Origin of the sequence: Microbispora sp. NPDC046933, assembly GCF_040644635.1 — a bacterium.
Lineage (GTDB): Bacteria > Actinomycetota > Actinomycetes > Streptosporangiales > Streptosporangiaceae > Microbispora.
The window spans coordinates 167,567-186,678 of the sequence record NZ_JBEYWW010000002.1 but is presented as its reverse complement, the minus strand read 5'-3'; the positions used below and the strand labels follow the sequence as shown (position 1 = coordinate 186,678).

The 19,112-nt window shown below is 72.6% G+C and carries 18 protein-coding genes; 5 read left to right on the top strand and 13 right to left on the bottom strand.

Annotated elements, in window-relative coordinates; translation table 11 throughout:
* Positions 1 to 2 precede the first annotated feature (2 nt).
* Positions 3 to 461: a nuclear transport factor 2 family protein gene (locus ABZ857_RS03265; RefSeq protein WP_357036701.1), complete on the bottom strand. Its 459-nt coding sequence runs from the start codon at positions 459 to 461 to the stop codon at positions 3 to 5.
* Between the two features lie 85 nt (positions 462 to 546).
* On the opposite strand from ABZ857_RS03265, the gene ABZ857_RS03260 reads away from it, so the two are divergent.
* Positions 547 to 1,179 (top strand): TetR/AcrR family transcriptional regulator, encoded by a 633-nt coding sequence (locus ABZ857_RS03260; protein ID WP_357036698.1) that lies wholly within the window; start codon positions 547 to 549, stop codon positions 1,177 to 1,179.
* Positions 1,180 to 1,279: 100 nt separating this feature from the next.
* On the opposite strand, the gene ABZ857_RS03255 is transcribed toward ABZ857_RS03260, so the two are convergent.
* From ABZ857_RS03255 to ABZ857_RS03215, 9 genes are all read right to left on the bottom strand, one after another.
* Positions 1,280 to 2,599, bottom strand: coding sequence for a HAMP domain-containing sensor histidine kinase (locus ABZ857_RS03255; protein ID WP_357036695.1), 1,320 nt, complete (start codon positions 2,597 to 2,599; stop codon positions 1,280 to 1,282).
* Positions 2,596 to 3,285 carry a response regulator transcription factor gene (locus tag ABZ857_RS03250; protein WP_357036692.1) on the bottom strand — a complete coding sequence of 230 codons (690 nt, stop codon included), beginning with the start codon at positions 3,283 to 3,285 and terminating at the stop codon, positions 2,596 to 2,598. The genes ABZ857_RS03255 and ABZ857_RS03250 overlap by 4 nt, the downstream gene beginning before the upstream one ends.
* Before the next feature lie 120 nt (positions 3,286 to 3,405).
* Positions 3,406 to 4,737, bottom strand: a complete 1,332-nt coding sequence (locus tag ABZ857_RS03245; RefSeq protein ID WP_357036689.1) for a cation:proton antiporter — start codon at positions 4,735 to 4,737, stop codon at positions 3,406 to 3,408.
* 89 nt (positions 4,738 to 4,826) lie between these two features.
* Positions 4,827 to 6,188 (bottom strand): cytochrome P450, encoded by a 1,362-nt coding sequence (locus tag ABZ857_RS03240; protein WP_357036686.1) that lies wholly within the window; start codon positions 6,186 to 6,188, stop codon positions 4,827 to 4,829.
* Positions 6,182 to 7,234, bottom strand: coding sequence for an alpha-hydroxy acid oxidase (locus tag ABZ857_RS03235; protein ID WP_357036683.1), 1,053 nt, complete (start codon positions 7,232 to 7,234; stop codon positions 6,182 to 6,184). The genes ABZ857_RS03240 and ABZ857_RS03235 overlap by 7 nt, the downstream gene beginning before the upstream one ends.
* Entirely contained in the window at positions 7,231 to 8,793 is a 1,563-nt protein-coding gene (locus tag ABZ857_RS03230) for an NAD(P)-binding domain-containing protein (protein ID WP_357036680.1), read from the bottom strand. The genes ABZ857_RS03235 and ABZ857_RS03230 overlap by 4 nt, the downstream gene beginning before the upstream one ends.
* Positions 8,794 to 8,858: 65 nt before the next feature.
* Positions 8,859 to 10,457: an AMP-binding protein gene (locus ABZ857_RS03225; RefSeq protein WP_357036677.1), complete on the bottom strand. Its 1,599-nt coding sequence runs from the start codon at positions 10,455 to 10,457 to the stop codon at positions 8,859 to 8,861.
* Positions 10,458 to 10,616: 159 nt separating this feature from the next.
* On the bottom strand, positions 10,617 to 11,477 hold the full coding sequence (locus ABZ857_RS03220; RefSeq protein WP_357036674.1) for a GNAT family N-acetyltransferase: 861 nt from the start codon (positions 11,475 to 11,477) through the stop codon (positions 10,617 to 10,619).
* 156 nt (positions 11,478 to 11,633) lie between these two features.
* Complete coding sequence (locus ABZ857_RS03215; RefSeq protein ID WP_357036671.1) at positions 11,634 to 12,044, bottom strand: DUF2000 domain-containing protein; 411 nt, start codon at positions 12,042 to 12,044, stop codon at positions 11,634 to 11,636.
* Positions 12,045 to 12,119: 75 nt separating this feature from the next.
* Here ABZ857_RS03215 and ABZ857_RS03210 point away from each other — a divergent pair, with 75 nt between their 5' ends.
* Positions 12,120 to 12,947, top strand: a complete 828-nt coding sequence (locus ABZ857_RS03210; protein WP_357036668.1) for an AraC family transcriptional regulator — start codon at positions 12,120 to 12,122, stop codon at positions 12,945 to 12,947.
* A gap of 35 nt (positions 12,948 to 12,982) precedes the next feature.
* Here the strand turns inward: ABZ857_RS03210 and ABZ857_RS03205 are convergent, their stop codons facing one another.
* Positions 12,983 to 13,444, bottom strand: coding sequence for a PPOX class F420-dependent oxidoreductase (locus tag ABZ857_RS03205; RefSeq protein WP_357036665.1), 462 nt, complete (start codon positions 13,442 to 13,444; stop codon positions 12,983 to 12,985).
* 90 nt (positions 13,445 to 13,534) lie between these two features.
* Entirely contained in the window at positions 13,535 to 14,548 is a 1,014-nt protein-coding gene (locus ABZ857_RS03200; RefSeq protein ID WP_357036662.1) for a GntR family transcriptional regulator, read from the bottom strand.
* A 136-nt stretch (positions 14,549 to 14,684) separates the two neighbouring features.
* Between ABZ857_RS03200 and ABZ857_RS03195 the strand changes: the two genes are divergently transcribed.
* From ABZ857_RS03195 to ABZ857_RS03185, 3 genes are all read left to right on the top strand, one after another.
* Positions 14,685 to 15,788: an FAD-dependent monooxygenase gene (locus ABZ857_RS03195; RefSeq protein WP_357036659.1), complete on the top strand. Its 1,104-nt coding sequence runs from the start codon at positions 14,685 to 14,687 to the stop codon at positions 15,786 to 15,788.
* Positions 15,789 to 15,952: 164 nt separating this feature from the next.
* Positions 15,953 to 16,144, top strand: coding sequence for a DUF5999 family protein (locus ABZ857_RS03190; protein WP_357036656.1), 192 nt, complete (start codon positions 15,953 to 15,955; stop codon positions 16,142 to 16,144).
* A complete protein-coding gene (locus ABZ857_RS03185; RefSeq protein WP_357036653.1) occupies positions 16,141 to 16,689 on the top strand; it encodes an ATP-binding protein in 549 nt (182 codons plus the stop codon). The genes ABZ857_RS03190 and ABZ857_RS03185 overlap by 4 nt, the downstream gene beginning before the upstream one ends.
* Here the strand turns inward: ABZ857_RS03185 and ABZ857_RS03180 are convergent.
* Positions 16,652 to 19,051, bottom strand: coding sequence for a LuxR C-terminal-related transcriptional regulator (locus tag ABZ857_RS03180; protein WP_357036650.1), 2,400 nt, complete (start codon positions 19,049 to 19,051; stop codon positions 16,652 to 16,654). The two genes, ABZ857_RS03185 and ABZ857_RS03180, sit on opposite strands and share 38 nt — an antisense overlap.
* Positions 19,052 to 19,112: the final 61 nt, after the last annotated feature.

Genomic DNA, 19,112 nt, shown 5'->3' with positions numbered 1-19,112 from the left:
GGTCAGGCGAGCGGAAGGCCGGCCCCGCGCTCGGACTCGGGACGCGGGCCGCGGATGCGCCGCCCGCTCTCCTCGATCGGCACGTCGTTGATGCTCGCCTCCCTGCGGCTCATCAGCCCGTCGGCGGTGAACTCCCACAGCTCGTTGCCGTAACTGCGCCACCACCGGCCCTCGGCGTCGTGCCACTCGTACTGGAACCGTACGGCGATGCGGTCGCCGCCGAAGGTCCACAGGTCCTTGCGCAGGGCGTAGTCCCGCTCGCGCTCCCACTTGCGGCGCAGGAAGGCGACGATCTCCTCCCGTCCGGTCAGGAACTCCGAGCGGTTACGCCACACCGAGTCCTCGGTGTACGCGAGCGCGACGCGTTCCGGGTCTCTGGTGTTCCAGGCGTCCTCGGCGGCCTGCACCTTCTGCCTGGCGGTCTCCTCGGTGAACGGCGGAAGCGGGGGACGCGTGCTCATCGTGCTCTCCTTCCCGAACCAGGAGAACGCTCGTTCTCCGTACGTATCGTAGAGAACGATCGTTTTCCCCAGCGAGGAGGGGCCAGTGGACGCTACGCGGCGCGGGCGGATCGACGGCGACGAGGCGCGCCGCCGCGTCCTGGACGCCGCCGAGCGGCTGTTCTACACCCGGGGCATCCAGGCCGTGGGCATGGACCAGATCCGCGACGCGGCCGGGGTCTCGCTCAAGCGGCTCTACCAGTGCTACCCGTCCAAGGACGCGCTGGTCGAGGCATACCTGGAGCATCGCGACCGGCGGTGGAACGACGCGCTGGCCGACCACGTCGGCCGCGTCGCCGAGCCACGCGAGCGGGTGGCGGCCGTCTTCGCGTTCCTCGCCGAGTGGTTCGGGACGGCCGACTTCCGCGGCTGCTCGTTCATCAACGCCTTCGGAGAGCTCGGCCCGGTGTCACCGCCGGTCGCGGCGGCGGCGCGGGCGCACAAGCGCGTGCTGCGGGAACGCCTGGGCACGCTCGCGGCCGAGGCGGGCGCCGCCGACCCGGACACCCTCGCCGACCAGCTCCTGCTGCTGGTGGAGGGGGCCATCGTCGCCGCCGCCATGGGCACGGCCACCGGCCCCGCGGAGCGGGCCGGGTCCGCCGCCCGGGCGCTGCTCGACGCCGCGACCGCCTCCGGCCCCGGCCACACCCTCACCTCACATCGGCGACGGCGCGGGTAGGCAGGACGCCCTCCGGAGGCGGCCTGGTGCCGCGGCCACACCGACACGCCTCCACTACCAGGCCGGCACCCCGGCTACACCACCGCGGACCCGCGGAGGACTACAGGGATCCGTCGCCGTGGCCTGGGGCGGTCGCCTCCGGTGTTCTGCCTGTCTCGCTCCGCACCTGCTGGGGCAGGAAGATCCGGGACAGGCGCGGAGCGGAGTCCGGCGCGGCCCGTGGGAGACGGATGCCGAAGGTGGCTCCGGCTCCCGGCCGCCCGTCCACCTCGATCGTGCCGCCGTGCGCGTCCATCACCTCGCTCACGAGAGCCAGGCCGATGCCGAGACCCCCGGTGTGGGGCACACCGGCATGTCTGGCGAGCAGACGCTCGCCGTCACGCGGGTCCAGCCCCACGCCGTCGTCCCGCACAGTGAGCTGAACGGTCTCGGGACCCGAACAGACGGTCACCCAGATGTGCCCGCCCGCGCGGGTGTGGCGGAGCGCGTTGTCGAGAAGCGCGGAGATCACCCGGCGCAGCGCGGCCTGCGCTCCGCGCACGACATGATCGCCCGGACCCAGCCGCAGGTCGATCGTCACCCCGCGCTGCCGGGCGCGGGCCGCCTCGGCCTCGGCCGACTCCTCGGCCAGCGCGGCCAGGTCCGCAGTCCCGGACGGCCGGCGGCGCTGTCTGAGCTGCGTCGACAGCAACAGGTCCTCGATCACCTCGCCCAGTTGCCCGATGCCGGTGACCAGCCGATCGACGTCGCCCGCGACGAGCAGAGGGTCCGGCTCCCGCCGCAGGCGCCGGGCGGCGAGTTGCGCACGGACGTGCAGACGGGCCAGCGGGCTGCGCAGTTCGTGGCTGACGTCGGCCGTGAACCGGCGCTGGCGGTCGAGGGCATCGCCCAGCGGCGCGATCGCCCGGCGGGCGAGCACCTGGCCGATCAGCAACCCCGCCAGCAGTGCCGCGACCTCAGCCGCGCAGAGCGTGCGCAGCAGCCGCCGCCGCTCGGTGACGGGGTAGTACAGGTCCATCACCGCCTGCAGGGACACCTCGCCGCGCCGCTGCGTACGGACCAGGTACGTATGACCGCCGACCTCCGCGACGTCGACCCGGGTGCGGCCGTCGGCGGCGACCCGGTCGAGCGTCTCGCGCACCGGCAGGGTCTCCGGCGCCCCGGGGGAGCTCCGCATGGTGTTCGCCCGGAGTTCGAACAGCCATACGCAGGGCGGCGGGTGGTCCAGCGGGGCCGACATCGCGGCCACCGCCAGGTCGCGCCGGGCGGTGGCATCCTGCTCGTCGACCACGACGCAGTACACCAGCGCGCCCAGGAGGGCGATCGCCAGCGAGAACACGGCCGCCACCTGCAGGGTGATCCGGCGGCGGGCGCGCACCAGCAGGCGCCGTTCCGGGTCGAAGGACCGTGAAGCCGTCACAGCTCACCCAGGCGGTATCCCACGCCCCGCACCGTGCGCACGACGCCGGACCCCAGCTTGTTGCGCAGATAGTAGACGTAGGTGTCCACGATCGACTCGGTCCTTGCGCCGTCGAAGACCCGCTGCAGCAGCGAGGTGCGCGTGTGCACCTGCCGGGGGCGGGCCGCCAGCGCGTGGAGCAGCCGGCACTCCTGGCCGGAGAGCGTCACCTGCTCACCGGACGGCAGCCGTACGCTGCTGGACGCGGAGTCGAGCCAGCCGGAGCCGAGCGGCAGCAGCGCGGCCTGGTCCAGGTTCCTGCGGTGCAGGGCGCGCACTCTGGCCAGCAGTTCGTCGATCTCGAACGGCTTGACCAGGTAGTCCTCGGCGCCCGCGTCGAGTCCGGTGACGCGATCGGCGAGGGCGCCGAAGGCGGAGAGCACCAGCACCGGCACGGTCACCGCCTGCCTGCGCAGCCGCCGCAGCAGATCGAGCCCGTCGACCACGGGCAGTCCGCGATCGATGATCATCGCGTCGTAGGGGCGGCTCAGCCCCAGGTGCAGGCCCCGCTGGCCCTCCAGCGCCAGATCGACCGTGTATCCCTGGTCGGTGAACACCTCGACCAGCATCTCTCCCAGCTCGCGGTCGTCCTCCACGAGCAGCAGGCGCCAGGAGCGCGGTTCGGATGTCCCCGATATCCGTGCCACCGAACAACCGTGGCACCGATATCAGGAAATATCCAGAGTTTGAAATGCCGCCCCCGGGAGCCTGCCGCCATATTCTGCGAATGTCCGAACCCTCGGATGAAATTAGATGAAACCGATTTCTCACGCTGCCGTGCGCGCCTGTCCGGCCATGCTCTCCACGCTTCCCACGTCCGTCCGTTCGTGGCGCTCCGGGAGCGCCAGTTTGTACAGCGGCAGGGCTCCCGCGGTGGTGAGCACGGCCACGAGGACGAGCATCGAGAAGAGCTCCTGTGTGATCATGCCCTGCGCCAGGCCGATGTTGATGAAGATGAGGATCATCAGCCCGCGGGCGTTCATCATCGCGCCCATGGCCCAGGATTCGCGCCAGCCGAATCCCAGCGCCCGCGTCGCCAGCGAGCAGCCGAAGTACTTCCCGCAGAAGGCCACAGCCAGGATCAGCGCGAACGCCAGGAGCGCGGGGCCGCCGGCGATGCCCCCGAGCTGGGTGTTCAGACCCGAGAACGCGAAGAAGACGGGGAGCAGCAGGGTCGAGACGACGTCCATCATCCGGCCGTGCAGAGCGGCGCGGAACGCCGGCTCGCGCGGCATGGCCAACCCGGCGACGAAGCCGCCGAACACCGAGTAGACGCCGATCAGGTCGGTGATCCACCCGGCCGCGAGCGGCACCAGGACGATCACGTACACGCCGCCGGCGCCGAGCCGCCCGGTACTCGCGACGCGGCGGCCCAGGGGGCGCAGCAGCGGAGCCACCACCCCGAGCATCACCGCCGCGAACGCCCCCGCCAGGGCGATGGTGCGCAGCGTGTCACCGGAACCGCCGCCCAGGTGCACCGCCGACAGCGCCGCGAGCAGGCACCAGGCCACGGCGTCGTCGATGGAGGCGGCCAGCAGGGCGATCCGGCCGACGCGGGTGTTCTGCAGCCCGCGCTCGTACAGGATCCTGGCGAGCATGGGGAACGCGGTCAGCGACAGCGCTCCCCCGAGGAACAGCGCGAACTCCATCCGGCCGACGTCCTGCCGGGAGAGGCCGTCCCACAGGAGGAGACCGGCGGCGGCGCCGGGGACCAGGGGAGAGAGGATCCCCGACGCGGCCAGCACGCTCGCCTTGCGCAGCTCGCCCGGCGCCCGGGCGTCGTGGTCCATCCCGGCCCCGACCAGGAACATGTACAAGGTCAGGCCGATGGTGCTGAGCACGTACAGGACCGGCCTGACCTCGGCGGGGAACAGCGCCGCCTGAGCGCCGGGGAACACCGCGCCGAGCAGCGTCGGCCCGAGCAGGACGCCGGCGACCATCTCGCCGACGACGCGCGGCTGCATCACCAGATTGGCCAGCCGGCCGCACAGCGCCGCGGTCAGCAGGATGACGGCCAGGGCCGGCAACACCTTGAGGGCCAGTTCCAGGTTGGGATCGGCCGCGGGAGCTTCGGCCAGGAGAATGGCGGGAACGGGCATGGCATGCGCCTCCACTCGTGATCGGGACCTGACATCGACCGGCACCGGTCACCCGAAGGTCACCGGCACCGCCACCCGGATCCGGTCGTCTACGTGCCCTCGGGGCGGGCGTCGCCCGAGAAGCCCGAGAAGCCGGAGAAGTGGCGCTCGCACAGCCGCAGCCGGCGCGCGTCCCACACCATGTACGTGCCGAGGACGAGCTGCACCAGGCTGCGCCAGACGTCCTCCCAGCCGTCCCGCAGGCGCATGAACAGCAGCGTCAGGCGCCGTCCCGGCCCGCGCCGCGCGTTCAGCGGAGTGAGGAGGCACGGTCCCCGGTTGGGCAGAGACCGGGTGTGCGCGGCGGTGGAGTCGAGCTCGTACGCCCGCAGGGTCTCCCGCACCGCGACGCGCAGGGCGAGCGGCGCGAGCCGCCACGCCGGGCAGGGACGGTTGGCCGGCATGCCGAACGGGATGTGGTTGAGCTCCCGGACCGGGGCGTGCCCCGGGGCGAAGCGTCCGGGGTCGAAGCGCTCGGGATCGGGGAAACCCGCGCGGTGGAAGGCGGGGTAGTCGAAGCAGAGCACCGAGCCGGCCGGGATGGCGACGCCCTCGCCGAGGGAGATGTCTCCCTTGGTGACGCGATGGGCGATGCCGAAGAGCGGGTAGAGCCGCAGCGTCTCCGAGATCACCTGGTCCAGGTAGCGGTCGTCTCCGGCACGCGCTCTGTTCTGTACGTCCTGGTGCTGGGCCAGGGCCATCAGCACGTGGGCCGCGGCCTCCGACATCTGCACGACCGCGGTGTTGAAGAAGGCGCCCTGGAGATACAGCGCCTGCTCCCGGGCCGTCAGACCCACCGGAAGCTCGTGCCTCACCCGGGGCAGCGACTCGGCGAGATACGCGGTCAGCCGGTCGCGCCGGTCCATGTGCCGCAGGCCGCAGCACTTCAGCGCGGTCACGACGTCGTCCGCGTTCCCGACGATCAGGTCACGCGCGTGTGGCGGGCACGGCTCGCCGAAGACGAGCTCGTAGGAGAACTCGGCCCAGACCGGCATCATCAGGTCGCGCAGCCGGACCACCCCGCGCCTGCCCTCCAGTGCCCGGACGACGCACCGGCGGGTGAGCTCCTCGGCCCGTGCCCGCGGCACGGACAGGACGCGGCGGGTCGCCAGGGCGACGGCCTCGTACCGCTCCCCCGCCTCCAGGTGCTCCTGGTGCATCTCGGGCCCCGGCGACAGCCAGTACCAGAACAGGTCGGACAGGGCGGCGCCTTCGCTCCGGCCGGAGGCCGCCGGATGGGAGTAGACCTCCCTGAACCGGTCGACGCCGACCAGGTCGCCGGGGACCGGAATGCTCTCCTCGCCGTTGATCTTCGTGAACACCCACCCGCGCAGCGCGACGACGCGCCCGGGGAGCCACCGGGGCAGGCTGATCACGACGATGGCCGCGGCCACCCACGCCGCCGTCAGCATCGCCGCACCAGCCCCGGTTCCAGGTCCCGCACCGAGGCGAGGCCGCACAGGGTGAGCGCGTGCTCGACCTCGTCCCGCAGCAGCCCGAGCACGCGGGCCACGCCGCGCTCGCCGTCCGCCGCCAGGCCCCAGATCACCGGACGGCCTATCGCGACCGCGGACGCGCCCAGCGCCATCGCCTTGACCACGTCGGTGCCCCGCCGGATCCCTCCGTCCACCAGCACCGGTACGGCCCCGCCGACGGCGGCCACGATCTCCGGCAGCAGATCGACGGTGGCCGGGACGGTGTCGAGCTGCCGCCCGCCGTGGTTGGAGACGTACACCGCCGACACGCCGTGGTCCAGGGCGAGGCGCGCGTCGGCGGGATGCGTGACGCCCTTGAGCACGATCGGCAGCCGTGTCATCCGCCTCAGCAGGTCGACGTGCTCCCAGGTGATCGCCGATGACATGACGATCGGCCGCACCGACCCGGGGTCGCCGTCGCGCAGGTTCTCGCAGCGCATGCCTTCGGGCAGGTCGTCGAAGCCGTTGCGCGCGTCCCGGTCTCGCCGCCCCCGGGCGGGGGAGTCCACGGTGACGACCAGCGCCGCGCACCCGGCCGCCTCGGCGCGCCGGACGACCGCCTCGGTGAAGGCCATGTCCGGCTGGACGTAGAGCTGGAACCACAATGTGGCGCCCGGCGCCGCGGCCGCGACGTCCTCGACGGCGACGGTCGCGGCCATGCTCACGATCATGATGGTCTCCGCGGCGGCCGCCGCGCGGGCCGTCGCCTTCTCCCCCTCCGGGTCGGCGAGCCGGTGGAACGCGGTCGGCGCCACCAGCACCGGCGTCGCCACACGGCTGCCCAGCAGGGCGACCCCGAGTTGCGGGCTCCCCGCGCCGCGCAGGACCCGCGGCAGCAGCGCGAGCCGGGCGAACGCCGCCTCGTTGGCTCGCACCGTGACCTCGTCGCCGGCCCCGCCGGCGAAGTAGTCGTAGTGGGCGGGGTCCAGCCGGTCCCTGGCCGCCGCCTCGAACTCCCGGACGGTCGGCAGCACGGCCGTCACACCGAGACCGGAAGGCTCTGGCGCTGGAAGAAGTCGCGGAGCGGCCGGTGGTGCACCTCTTCCGAGGTCCAGTCGTTCTCCAGGTTCTCGGTGACGTGGTGGACGGCCTCCACCACACCGCCCCGATAACGGCGTACGACCGGGTGGAGGTAGTGGCCCTCGTGCGCACGCTCCGCGTCGCTCTGCCTGATCCGCCCCACCGAGAGGTCGAAGGGGTCGATCTGGTCGTGGTGCGGGCCGTACTCCAGGGTGATCGCGAAATGGCCGCCGTCACTGATCGGCGGACCCTGCAGATGGATCGGTAGCTCCTCCAGATAGCGCGCGCCGCCGCGCCCGTCCGGGACGATGACGTCGGCCAGCACCCCGAACTGCTGCCACAGTCCTGAGCTGCGGTTGACCCGTTCGAGCACGGCCGCCGCGAGCACGTCCGGATCGGCAGGCAGCGCACATCCGGGCCACGGGACACCGTGGTGCCTGGCCTCCAGGATGCGGTGCAGGGCGCGCACGCCGTAGCGGAAACCGTGGATGAACCCGTTGGTGCCGTGCTTGAAGTCGATCGACTGTGTGATCGTCCCGGCGAAGTGGAGGCCGGGCACGTTGACCGACTCGTAGGCCGGGGTCAGCGCGGGGAACCTGTCCCCGATCGCCAGCTCGGGACGGCACTCGGGGGCGAAGATCGAGGCGTCGAACCGGAAGCCGGTGCAGACGATCACCCGGTCGTACGGGATGTCCTTGGTGACCTCGTCGGCCCGGACGAAGGCCACCGTCACGAGGTAGGAGCCGTCGGCCCGGCGCTCGATGCGCCGGACGTCGCCGTCCAGCACCGCGTTCTGCAGCTTGAGCTGATAGGTGTCGAGGAAGTTGTTGTTGACCGCGCGCAGGTGCCCGACGAAGTGGGTCCGCCAGGCCAGCCGCAGCGGCCGCGGCCCGGCGACGTGTACCACCGCCGCCGTCTCGAGGAGGTTGTCGGCGGTCTCGAAGGCCGAGTTGGCCTTGCCGATGACGAGCACCCGCATGTCCGTGTAGTCCGCCGGGTCGGTCGAGTGGGTGCTGTACTGCTCGGCGGTCTCGATGCCGGGGATGGGCGGGACGTTGGGCCGGGAGACCCCCGTCGCGACGATCACCCGCCGGGCCCGGTACGTCCGGCCGTACTCGTCGGTCACCAGGAACGGGCCTTCGGCGTCCGGGCGCGCGACCTCGGCGACCCGCGCGTCGTACGTGACGCGCAGGCCCCGGGCGAAGTCCTCCAGGTAGCGGACGAAGTCCTCGGCGGCGGGGAAGTAGCGGTCGCTGTAGCGGGTGAACACCAGGTCCGGGTCGTCCGACAGCAGCGAGTTCCAGTCCATCCGGAGGTTGAGCTCCGGGTCGTCCCATCCGGTGTGCTTCTTGTTGATGGAGATGAGCGTGCGGTGGCGGGGGAAGGTCCGGAAGAACGCGCCGGGCTCGGGCGCCGCCTCGAGAATCCGGTGGCTCCGCCCCGCCCGGTGCAGGAAGTGACCCATCTGCAGGCCCGCCGGTCCGGCGCCGATCACCAGGTAGTCCAGGATGTTGTCCGGCACTGACGCCTCCCTCACTGCGGTGGTTGAAGTTTCACCAGTGTTGGCGGGCGATTCTCAGAGATGGATCAGAGCGCCGAGGACAGGTGCCGCTCGACCAGGGCACGCTTGTCCGGCTTGCCGCTCGGCGCGATCGGCACGGAGGACACCGTCGTGATCGTCCGGGGAACGCTGTCCGCGCCCAGCTCGGCGCGTACCAGCTCCGTCAGGGTCGCGCGGTCCGGGGTGCGGCCGGGAGCGGGGACGACGAACGCGTGGACGGCCTCCCCCGTCCGCTCGTCCGGCGCGCCGGTCACGTACGCCTCGGCCACGTCGGGGTGGCCGGACAGCACCCGCTCGATGGGACCGGCGTACACGACGATCGCGTTCACCATGATCACGTCCCTGGTCCGGCCGGCCAGGTGCAGCAGGCCGCTCTCGTCGAGGTGTCCGAGGTCGCGGGTGCGCAGCCAGCCGTCCCGCAGCACGTCGCGGGTCTCCTCCGGCTGATCCCAGTAGCCCGCCATCAGGAAGGGGCTGCGCACGTGGATCTCGCCGGTGTGTCCCGTGGCGACCGGACGGCCCTCCTCGTCGCGCACGCTGATCTCGACGCTCGGGTGCGGGCGGCCGACCGAGGCGGGCGCGTCGTGGCCCTCCCCGGGCGTGAGCATGGAGATGACGCCGGCCTCGGTCGCGCCGTATCCCACGTAGACGACGGGGCCCAGCCGGTCCAGCGCCTCGAGCAGCCGATGCGGGCTGACCGGTGATCCTGAGACCGTCAGCGCGCGCAGGCTGCCGATGTCGACCGGCTCCTCGCGGAGCAGGTCGAGCATCTGGCACAGCCGGGGCACGGTCACGATCGCGCCGGTGATCCGATGCCGCTCGATCGCGTACGGGAACAGCGGCCGGCCGTCCTCGTCGGGGATCACCGCGGTGCCGCCGCCGAGCAGGCACGACGCCAGGAAGTCCAGCACCACCAGACTCGACAGGGTGCCGAACAGCAGGTAGCGCTGGAAGGACGCGTCGAAGCCGGGCGCGATCGACGACCAGCCGCGCTGGCTGGACCAGTGCGCGGCCAGGGCCCGATAGGTGAGCACGCAGCCCTTCGGCCGGCCCGTGCTGCCGCTGGTGAACGTCAGCAGGGCCACGTCGTCCGGGCGCGCAGTGACGGCGGGGAAGCGGTCGTCGCCGGGATGGGCCAGGAGGTCGACCACGCCGGGCACGCCGGGAGCAGGACCGGGCGACAGCAGCATGGCAGGCCCGGCGGCGTGGAGCAGTTCCGGTGTCGCCGTCGAGCGATCGAGGACCACGGCGCCGATTCCCACGCCGAGCACGTGGGCGAGCTGACGGGGCGTGTACCCGGGCCGTACGCTCACGACACGGCAGCCCAGCACGTGCGCGGCCATCTGGGCGGCGAACGCCTCCGGCGTGACGCCGGTGTGGACGGCGACGCCGTCGCCGGAGCCGAGTCCCGCATCGCGCATCGCGCACGCCATGCGCCCGATGAGCTCCAGCAGCTCGCCCCGGGAGACGATCCCGGCGCCCTGTTCGAAGGCGGGAGTGCCGGGCGAGCCGCGTAGCGCCTCCAGCAGCAGGTGTGGGAACGCGCCGGCGGCGTGCTCGGGCCCGCTGTGGTCGAGAGGCTCGACGCGTTCGTGGTGCGTGGCGGGGGTGGCGGGATCGTGCATGTCCGGCTCCTTCGTCTCGCGAGGCACCCGCCCCCCGGCGACGACACGACCGGCCGCGGCGCGGGCGCCGGTGTCCCACCGGCTGTCCCGACGGTAGACGGCGCGGATCAGAGCCGGATCAGAACGAGCCCGCGCGGCGGAAGCCCCATGAGCAGGGGTTCAGCCCATCGCGAGCATCAGCGGGGCGAACATGCGGGTCCGGTCGCCGGGGAGCGGCCTGCCGCCGTGGACCATGAAGGACGTCGAGAACGCCGGTGACACGCCCCGCTCGCCGAGCCAGTGCAGCAGGCCCGGCCGGGCGCGCTCGACCTCGATCCGCACCAGGCCCTCGGCGTTCCGGGCGAGGTCGGTGACGAGCGCGCGGGCGACCGCCTCGTCACCGGCGACCACCGGCCCGATGAACAGGGTGTCCAAGCTGCGCCACGACACGGCGTAGCCGGTCAGCCCCGTCTCGTCCTCGGCGACCCTGACCTCCTCGGCGAAGGCGAACAGCCGCGCGAGCAGCCCGGCCCGGTCGGCGCCGAAGACCTCGCCGTCGAGCGCGAGCAGGGCGTCGAGATCGGCACGGAGGTCGGCCGGCCTCGACAGGACGGGGTCGTCCCCGGCGCGCAGGCGCCCCACACGCGCCTCCGTCACGCCCAGCGTCTCGAACCCGAGCTTCTCGTACAGCGGCCGGCCTGACTCGGTGGCCCAGAGGAAGACGGCCGCGTCGCCGGCCGCGTCCAGCACGTGCGTCATCAGCCGGCGGCCCAGCCCGCGCCCGCCATATCGGGTGGCGACGAGCATCATGCCGATGCCCGCCGCGGTCGTGCCGTAGCGGGTCAGCGTGACCGTGCCCGCCAGTTCTCCCGATGGCGCGTCGATCGCGTAGACCTCGGCGTTTTCCAGGAGGAACAGCCACTTGCGCTCCTCCCGGGCCCAGGCCCTGTCCTCGCTGAGGGCGAGGCATCGATCCAGGTCCTCGGGTCCGAGCCGGCGTACGGGAAGCTCGGCGGCCGGCGTGGTGAGCGGGTCGGGCATGCGTCTTCCTTGTCCGCGCCGGTTCACGGCACCGGCGCTCCGTGGCGGCATCCGAGGCTAGCCGCATCCCCGAGCCGGCGGGAACCGGTTTTCCACCGATCTCCATCCACGCACGGCGGACCGGCGATCTTGCCACGATCGGGGCCTCGGAGGGAATCACGGATGCAGGGCGAGCCCCTTGAGCACCTTGTCCACGGCGTTCCTGGGACCGTGCACGGCCAGCCCGACGAGCGGCATCTCCTCCGCCGTGACGGCCCGTACGGCCGCCCGGTTGTCCACGTCGTTGCCGGTCTTGAACATCTCCTCGATGTAGACGGCCACGGCGAGCCCCCGCTCGACGGCACGGGCGCGCACCCGGGCCAGCCCGGCGGGGTACGCGGCGTAGACGAGCACGGGCTGGCGGAACATCGGCAGATAGGAGGTGCCCGAGCCGTCCTCGTACCGCTCCCCGATCACCTCGGGGACTCCGCCCGCGACCGCGCTCGCCAGGAACGCGGTCACGTTGAGCTTCTGCCACACGGCCAGGTCCTCCCGGACCACGATGCCGATCTTGGAGTCGAAACGCATGCGAACCAGGCTGCCGCCGGCCGCCGCGCGCCGTCTTGTACGCTCGTGCGCCATCCGACCGCGCACAATGGTGCCGTGGCACACGACTGGTCCCGCTACTGGCGATCCCCCGACCGGTCGCTGGAGGCGATGCACGCCCACTTCGCCCGGCACGTCTACCACCGGCACAGTCACGAGACGTACTCCTTCGGCGTCACCGAGGAGGGCCACCAGGCGTTCACCTGCCGCGGGGCCGCGCACACCAGCGTGACGGGCATGGTCATGACGTTCAACCCGGACGACCCGCACGACGGGCACGCCGCCGACACCCTCGGGTTCACCTATCGGATCGTCCACATCAGGCCGGAGCTGGTCACCGGCGTGCTGGGCGACCTGGCCGGGCGGGAGACGGGACCACCCCTGTTCCCCCGGCCCGTCGTACGCGACGAGACGCTCGCGGCCGGGCTCAGGGCGCTGCACAAGGCCCTGCTCGGGGGCGCCGGGGCCCTCCGGAGGGACGAGTTGCTGACCGCCGTCGTCTCCTCGATCGTCCGGCGGGCCGCCACCCGGCCGGTGCCGGCGCGGGAGGCCACCTCCGCCGACGCCCGCCGCGTCGCCGAGCGGGTGCGGAGCCGCCTTCGGGACGCCCCGCTCGCCGAGGTCACCGCCGACGACCTCGCCGCCGTGACCGGGCGCAGCAGGTTCGCGGTCTACCGCGCCTTCCGCGCGGTGTACGGCATGGCGCCCAGCGACTACCAGCGTCTGCTCCGGTTGCGTACGGCCCGGCGGCTGATCGCGCAGGGCCGTTCACTGGGCGAGGCGGCGGCCGAGGCGGGGTTCGCCGACCAGAGCCACCTCACCCGGTGGTTCGTCCGCTGTTACGGCATAAGCCCCGGGGACTACCGGGCGGCCGTGCCGGCCTGAGCGGTATCCCCGGGGCGGGCAGCCGCTCACGCGCCTCAGGCCAGGCGCGGCGGGAACCCGCCGGTGGCCACCGGCCCCCAGGACGTCGGAGTGATCCGCACCAGCGACTTGCCCTGGCGGACCATGGCCGCGCGATACTCCTCCCAGTCGGGGTGCTCCCCGGAGATCGAGCGGTAGTACTCGACCAGCGGCTCCAGGGCCTCCGGCAGGTCGAGCACCTCGGCGGCGCCGTCCACCTGCACCCACGGCCCGTCGAAGTCGTCCGACAGCACGACCACGCTCGCCCGCGGGTCGCGGCGGGCGTTGCGGGTCTTGGCGCGTTCGGGGTACGTCGACACGACGATGCGGCCCTCGGCGTCGACCCCGCAGGTCACCGGGGACGCCTGGGGGCCGCCGTCGCGCCTCGTCGTGATCAGGATCGCCCGGTGGCGGTCACGGACGAAGTCGAGCAACTGCTCACGGGAGACGGTCTCGGCGGTCGCGATCCTCGGACTCATGCTCGCTCCTCGCCTCCGGCTCGGAGCGGCGTTCGCCGCTCGCCACGCCCGCCGTGTTCACTGGTTCGCTCGCTCATGCCGCCACTTTAATCACCGTCCGGAGGCGCGGCTCCGCTCCACCAGGCAGGTCACGCCGTCGAGCAGGAGCCGCATGCCGAGCTCGAACAGGTCGTCGAGGCGGAAGTCGTACCCGTCCTCGCCCAGCGCGCCGATGACCTTGGCGAAGGCCGGGTAGCGCCCCGACCCGGCGATGGCGGTCAGCGCCGGCCCCTGGACGTCCATCCACTGGTCCTCCGACAGGCCGGTCGCCGCCGCGATCTGCGCCTCGCGCTCCAGGTTGATCGCCAGGCCCTGCACGTGGCTGTAGAGCAGGATGTGGACGTCCAGCACGGTCACCGGATCGAGGCCGAGGCCGTCGAGGGCGGCCAGCGCCCAGTCGGCGTGCACGGTCAGCCCGGGCAGCGCCAGCGGCCTGCCGAGCGGGCTGAGCTGCGCCAGCCACGGATGCCGCCGGAAGATCGCCCACAGCGTCCGGCCCGCGATCTCCAGCCGTTCCCGCCAGCCCTCGGGGGAGTCGCCGGGATAGCCCAGCTCGCCGAACGCCGCGTCCGCCATGAGCAGGACCAGATCGTCCTTGCCTCCGACGTACCGGTAGGGGGACATGGCCGCGACCCCGAGCCGGGCCGCCACACCGCGCATCGACAGCGCCTGCAGCCCCTCCGCGTCGGCGATCTCGATGGCGGCCCGTACGACGCGCTCGCGGGTCAGCTCGCGCTCGGCCCCCGCACCCGGCCGCCGCCGCGCCGTCTCGGCACCCCTCGGGGCCGGCGCCGCGACGCGCGTCCGATCTCGCGGCGGCGCGGCAGGCCCCGGCGCGGGCGGGAGAGCCGGGGGCGGTTCCGCGACGACCGTGCCCACGCGGGGTTCCGCGCGGACCAGCCCTTCCCGGCGCAGCTCGGCGAGCGCCCTCGTCGCGGTGGCGAGCGCGACCCCCCACTGCGCGGCCACCTGCCGGGTCGAGGGCACCCGATCGCCGGGCGCCAGCTCGCCCTCGGCGATCCTGCGCCTGATGTCGGCGACGATCCTCGCGTACGGCGGCGTCACGTCGATCTCCTTTCTGTACTAGGACAGAAGCTACCTGTACTAGTACAAAATCTCACCATAACTCCAGCTTGCGGAGCGTGTGCTTACACCGTACATTCACTACGCATACGACATCCACACCCCCAAGGGAGCTTCGATGGACAACGTGCTCGTCTCCGGCGCCGGTGTCGCGGGGATCACGCTCGCCTACTGGCTGCGCCGCCACGGCTTCGCCCCGACCGTGGTGGAGCGCGCACCCGGCCTCCGCGCCGGCGGGCAGGCGATCGACATCCGGGGCGTCGCGCTGGAGGTCGCCGGCCGCACCGGCGTCCTCGACGAGGCGCGGCGCCTGCGCACCGGCCATCGCGGCATGTCCGTGTACGACGGCGAGGGCAACGAGATCATGCGCTCGGAGGAGATGACCTACAGCAGCGGCCGTCTCGGCAGCGACGACATCGAGCTGCTGCGCGAGGACCTCACCCGCCTGCTGTACGAGCGGACGCGCGGGGAGGTCACGTTCCTGTTCGGCGACTCGATCACCGCGCTGGAGCAGGACGGGCGGGGCGTGCTGGCCCGGTTCGAACACGCCGGGCCGCGCCGGTACGACCTCGTGGTGGGCGCGGACGGCCTGCATTCCACGGTCCGGCGGCTGGCCTTCGGGCCGGAGCAGGAGTTCGTCCACCACCTGGGGACATACCTGGCCGTTTTCGGCATGGACAACTTCCTCGGGCTGGAGGACTGGCAGGTCTGGATGCAGGACGGGGAGCGCGGGTACGGCGTCTTCCCCGTCCGGGGCAACACCGAGCTGCGGGTCTCACTCGGCTTCCGGTCCGAGCCGCTCGACCACCGGGACCCCGCCCGGCTGCGGGCGGCCCTGGCCGAGGCGTTCGCGGGCGCGGGCGGGGAGACGCCGAGGTTGCTGAAGGGCATGGAGGAGGCGAGCGACTTCTACTGCGACTCGATGGCCCAGATCCACATGGACCGGTGGTCGTCGGGACGGATCGCGCTCGTCGGCGACGCCGCCTACTGCCCCTCCCCTCTGTCGGGCCAGGGCACCAGCCTCGCCCTCGTGGGCGCGTACGTACTGGCCGCCGAGCTGGCGGCGGCGGGAGGCGCGCACGAGGCCGCCTTCGCCCGCTACGAGCGGCGGATGCGCCCCTTCGTGGCGCTCAACCAGGCGCTGGCCACGGAGAACCCGGGCCGTGGGGCTTCCGAGGAGTCGGTCGATCGAGCGAAGGACGCGATCTCCCTGGACGGGTGAGGGCCGGGCACGTGCTTTACCGGCCATCGACCCGGCTAGCACCCACTACGTACGTATGCCTCGAACAGGTATCGATACGGGTGTTTTCCCCCTCCCCACCCCAAGGCGCGAGAAGGCACTCTGAAAGCGTCTCAAAGAGTGCATGAGAGTCAGGGGGACCGATCATGTGCCAGCACCACCCGCAGTGCCCGTCGGCGGACGCGCCCGACCGCGACGCGGCCTGTCTGATCGCCTTCCACCCCGAGCAGGGATGGGGACTGCTCTGCAACGGCGTGGTGCTCTTCGACGACAGCGGTGAGCTCATGCCGGACGGCCGCAGCATCCCGGCTCGCGACTCCCTGGGATGTGCCGCATGAGTCTGATCTACTGTCCCGTCCGGGAACCGATGCCGGCCGCGCACGGCGGCGAGGCGGCCACCGCCGCTCTGCGGCGCCGCCACTTCATGGTGCGCCACCGTTGGGAGACGCTGCGGCAGCGGGTCGGCGACCTCGCGATCCAGCTCGTGGACGACCCCGACGTCGAGGTCGCGTCCTGGCGGCTGCCCGCGGACGCCACCTCCGCCGGGCGGGCCCGGCGGCTGGTCCGCGAGCGCCTGAGCGCCTGGGGCATGGACAAGCTGTCCGACGTGACGGAGCTGCTGGTGAGCGAGCTGGTCACGAACGTGGTGTGCCACACCTGCTGTGGCGACCTCGTCGTACGGCTGTCGGCCGTCGAGGGGCTGCTGCGCTGCGAGGTGGAGGACTGCGACGGCGCGATGCCCGAGATGGCCCGGCCCTCCGCCGCCGACGAGAACGGCCGCGGGCTGCGGCTGCTGGACTCGCTGGCCTGCTGCTGGGGCGCGGAGCGCACCCGCCAGGGCAAGATCACGTGGTTCGAGCTGCCGGCGTACGCCCTTCGCTGACCGGGCCCGCCATGCCGCTCGCGCCGTCCACGCCCGGGCCGTTCGGCCGCTCGCTCAGCCGCTCCTTCATCCAGGCGGCGACCTGGGCGCGCGACTTGAACCCGAGCTTGTCGAGGATGTGCTCGATGTGGCCTTCCGCGGTGCGCTGGGAGATGACCAATCTGCCCGCGATGTCCTTGTTGCTCAGTCCCTCTGCGACAAGGTGCGCGATCTCCGTCTCCCTGCGCGTCAGCGGGGCGATCCGGCCCTCGAACGGCGCGGGCCGGCGGGCGGGCGTCCGCTCCTGCAGGGCGTACGTCAGCGCCTCTTCCCGGGTCAGCGCCGCGCCCCGGGACACCTCGGCCAGGAAGGCGCGCTCGCCCAGCGCCTCGCGGGTGGCCGCCTCGCACTCGTCGTGGCAGCGGCCCATGTAGCGGAACTCCGCCAGCCGCGCGCCGACGGCCTGCCAGAAGGTCCGTACGACGCCGAGCAGCCGGGCCGCCCGCTCGTACTTCTGCTCGCCGGCGGCGAACCAGGCATGGGCCTCCAGGTTCATCCCCATGCCGAGCTGATCGCCCACAGTCGTGTTGTAGCGCAGGCTCTCGTTGTCGATCTCGCAGGCCGCGCGCATGTCGTCCCGGTGCCAGGCGTCGATCGCCAGCGCCAGCAGCGCGTACGCCCGGTGCCAGCCCTCGCCGTACAGGTCGCACAGGGCCACGCACTCCTCGGCCAGGTCGCGAGCGGCCGGGCGGCCGAGGAACGCGTTGGCCAGGGCGAGCCGGTTGAGCGCCAGCGCGAGACCGATGGGGTCGCCGGCGGCCCGATGGGCGGCCGCCGCCTCCTCGTACCGCCGCATGCCGTTCTCCAGGTCGCCCCCGCACACGGCCACCATGCCGGACAGGAACGCGATGTAGCCGGGCGTCACCCGCAGCCCGAGCCGCTCGGCGATCGCCGTGGCCTCCTCCAGACGTGCGAGCGTGGTGGCGCAGTCGTCCCTGAGCAGGGCGATCCAGGCGCCCGCCCACAGCGCGTGGGCGCGCACCTCGCCGGGTTCCGTCGCGGCGGCAAGGCTCCGGTCGAACCAGCCTGCCCCCTCCGACAGGTGGTAGGCACTCCAGTGGTAGAGCAGTTCCGCGGTCATCGCCAGGCCCGTCTCCGCCTCTCCCGGCTCGCGCAGCGACCAGTCCAGGGCCTTGCGGAGGTTGGCGTGGTCCCGTTGAAGGCGCTCCATCCACGATTGCTGGGCGGCGCTGAACAGCTCCGCCCAGGCCCTTGAGGTGATCTTCCGGTAGTAGTCGCGGTGCCGCCGGTGCAGCGTCGCCTCGTCCCCGGAGGCCGCCAGCAGCTCACGGCCGAAATCCCGCACCGTGTCGAGCAGGCAGTAACGGACCACTCCGTCGAACTCCCAGCGGAGCAGGACCGACTTGTCGACCAGCCCCGCGACGAGTTCGAGCACGTCCTCGGGGGCGATGCCGTCGCCCGCGCACACCTGCTCGGCCGCCTCCAGGTCAAGGCCACCGGCGAAGACCGAGACCCGCTGCCACAGCAGCCGCTCCTGCTCGGTGCACAGCTCGTAGCTCCACTCGAACAGCGCCCGCAGCGTACGCTGCCGGGGCAGCGCGGCCCGCGATCCCCCGGTGAGCAGCCGGAACCGGTCGCCCAGCCGCTCCAGCACCTGGCTCACCGACAGGGCGCGCAGCCGTACGGCGGCCATCTCGATCGCCAGGGGCAGGCCGTCGACCCGGCGGCAGATCTCGGCCACCGCCTCCTCGTTGTCCTCGGTCACCTCGAACCCGGGGACGACCGACGCGGCCCGTTCGGCGAACAGCCGGACCGCGTCCGACTCGGCGAGCGGCACCGCCGAATCGCCGTCCGGGCCGGGCATCGACAGCGGCGCCAGCTCGACGATCCGCTCGCCGTCGATGCCGAGCGCCTGCCTGCTGGTGGCGAGGACCCGAAGGTCGGGCAGCGCGCGGACCAGCGTGTCCACGAGCACCGCGCACTCGGCGAGCACGTGCTCGCAGTTGTCGAGCACGATCAGGGTCTGCCGGCCCCGCAGGCGTTCGACCAGCGCGTCGAGCGGCGGCCGGGCCGAGTGGTCGTTGACCGACAGCGCCTCGGCCACGGTCTGCACGAGCAGGGCGGGATCTTCGAGCGCGGCCAGCTCGACCAGCCACACACCGCCGGGGAAACTCCTGCGGACCTCCTCGGCGGCCCGCAGCGCGAGCCGGGTCTTCCCCACCCCGCCCGCACCGATCACCGTGACAACGTGCGAGGTCCCCAGCAGGCGCTTGAGCTCGGCCAGCTCGTGCCGGCGCCCGACGAAGCTGGTCACCTCGGCGGGCAGCCCGACCGGTTCCCCCTTGGCAACCCTCGTTCGCATAGCGGTCATGACGCCCACGCCGCCCCCGTCGTCCGGTACGTCACCACCTCGTGGCACATAC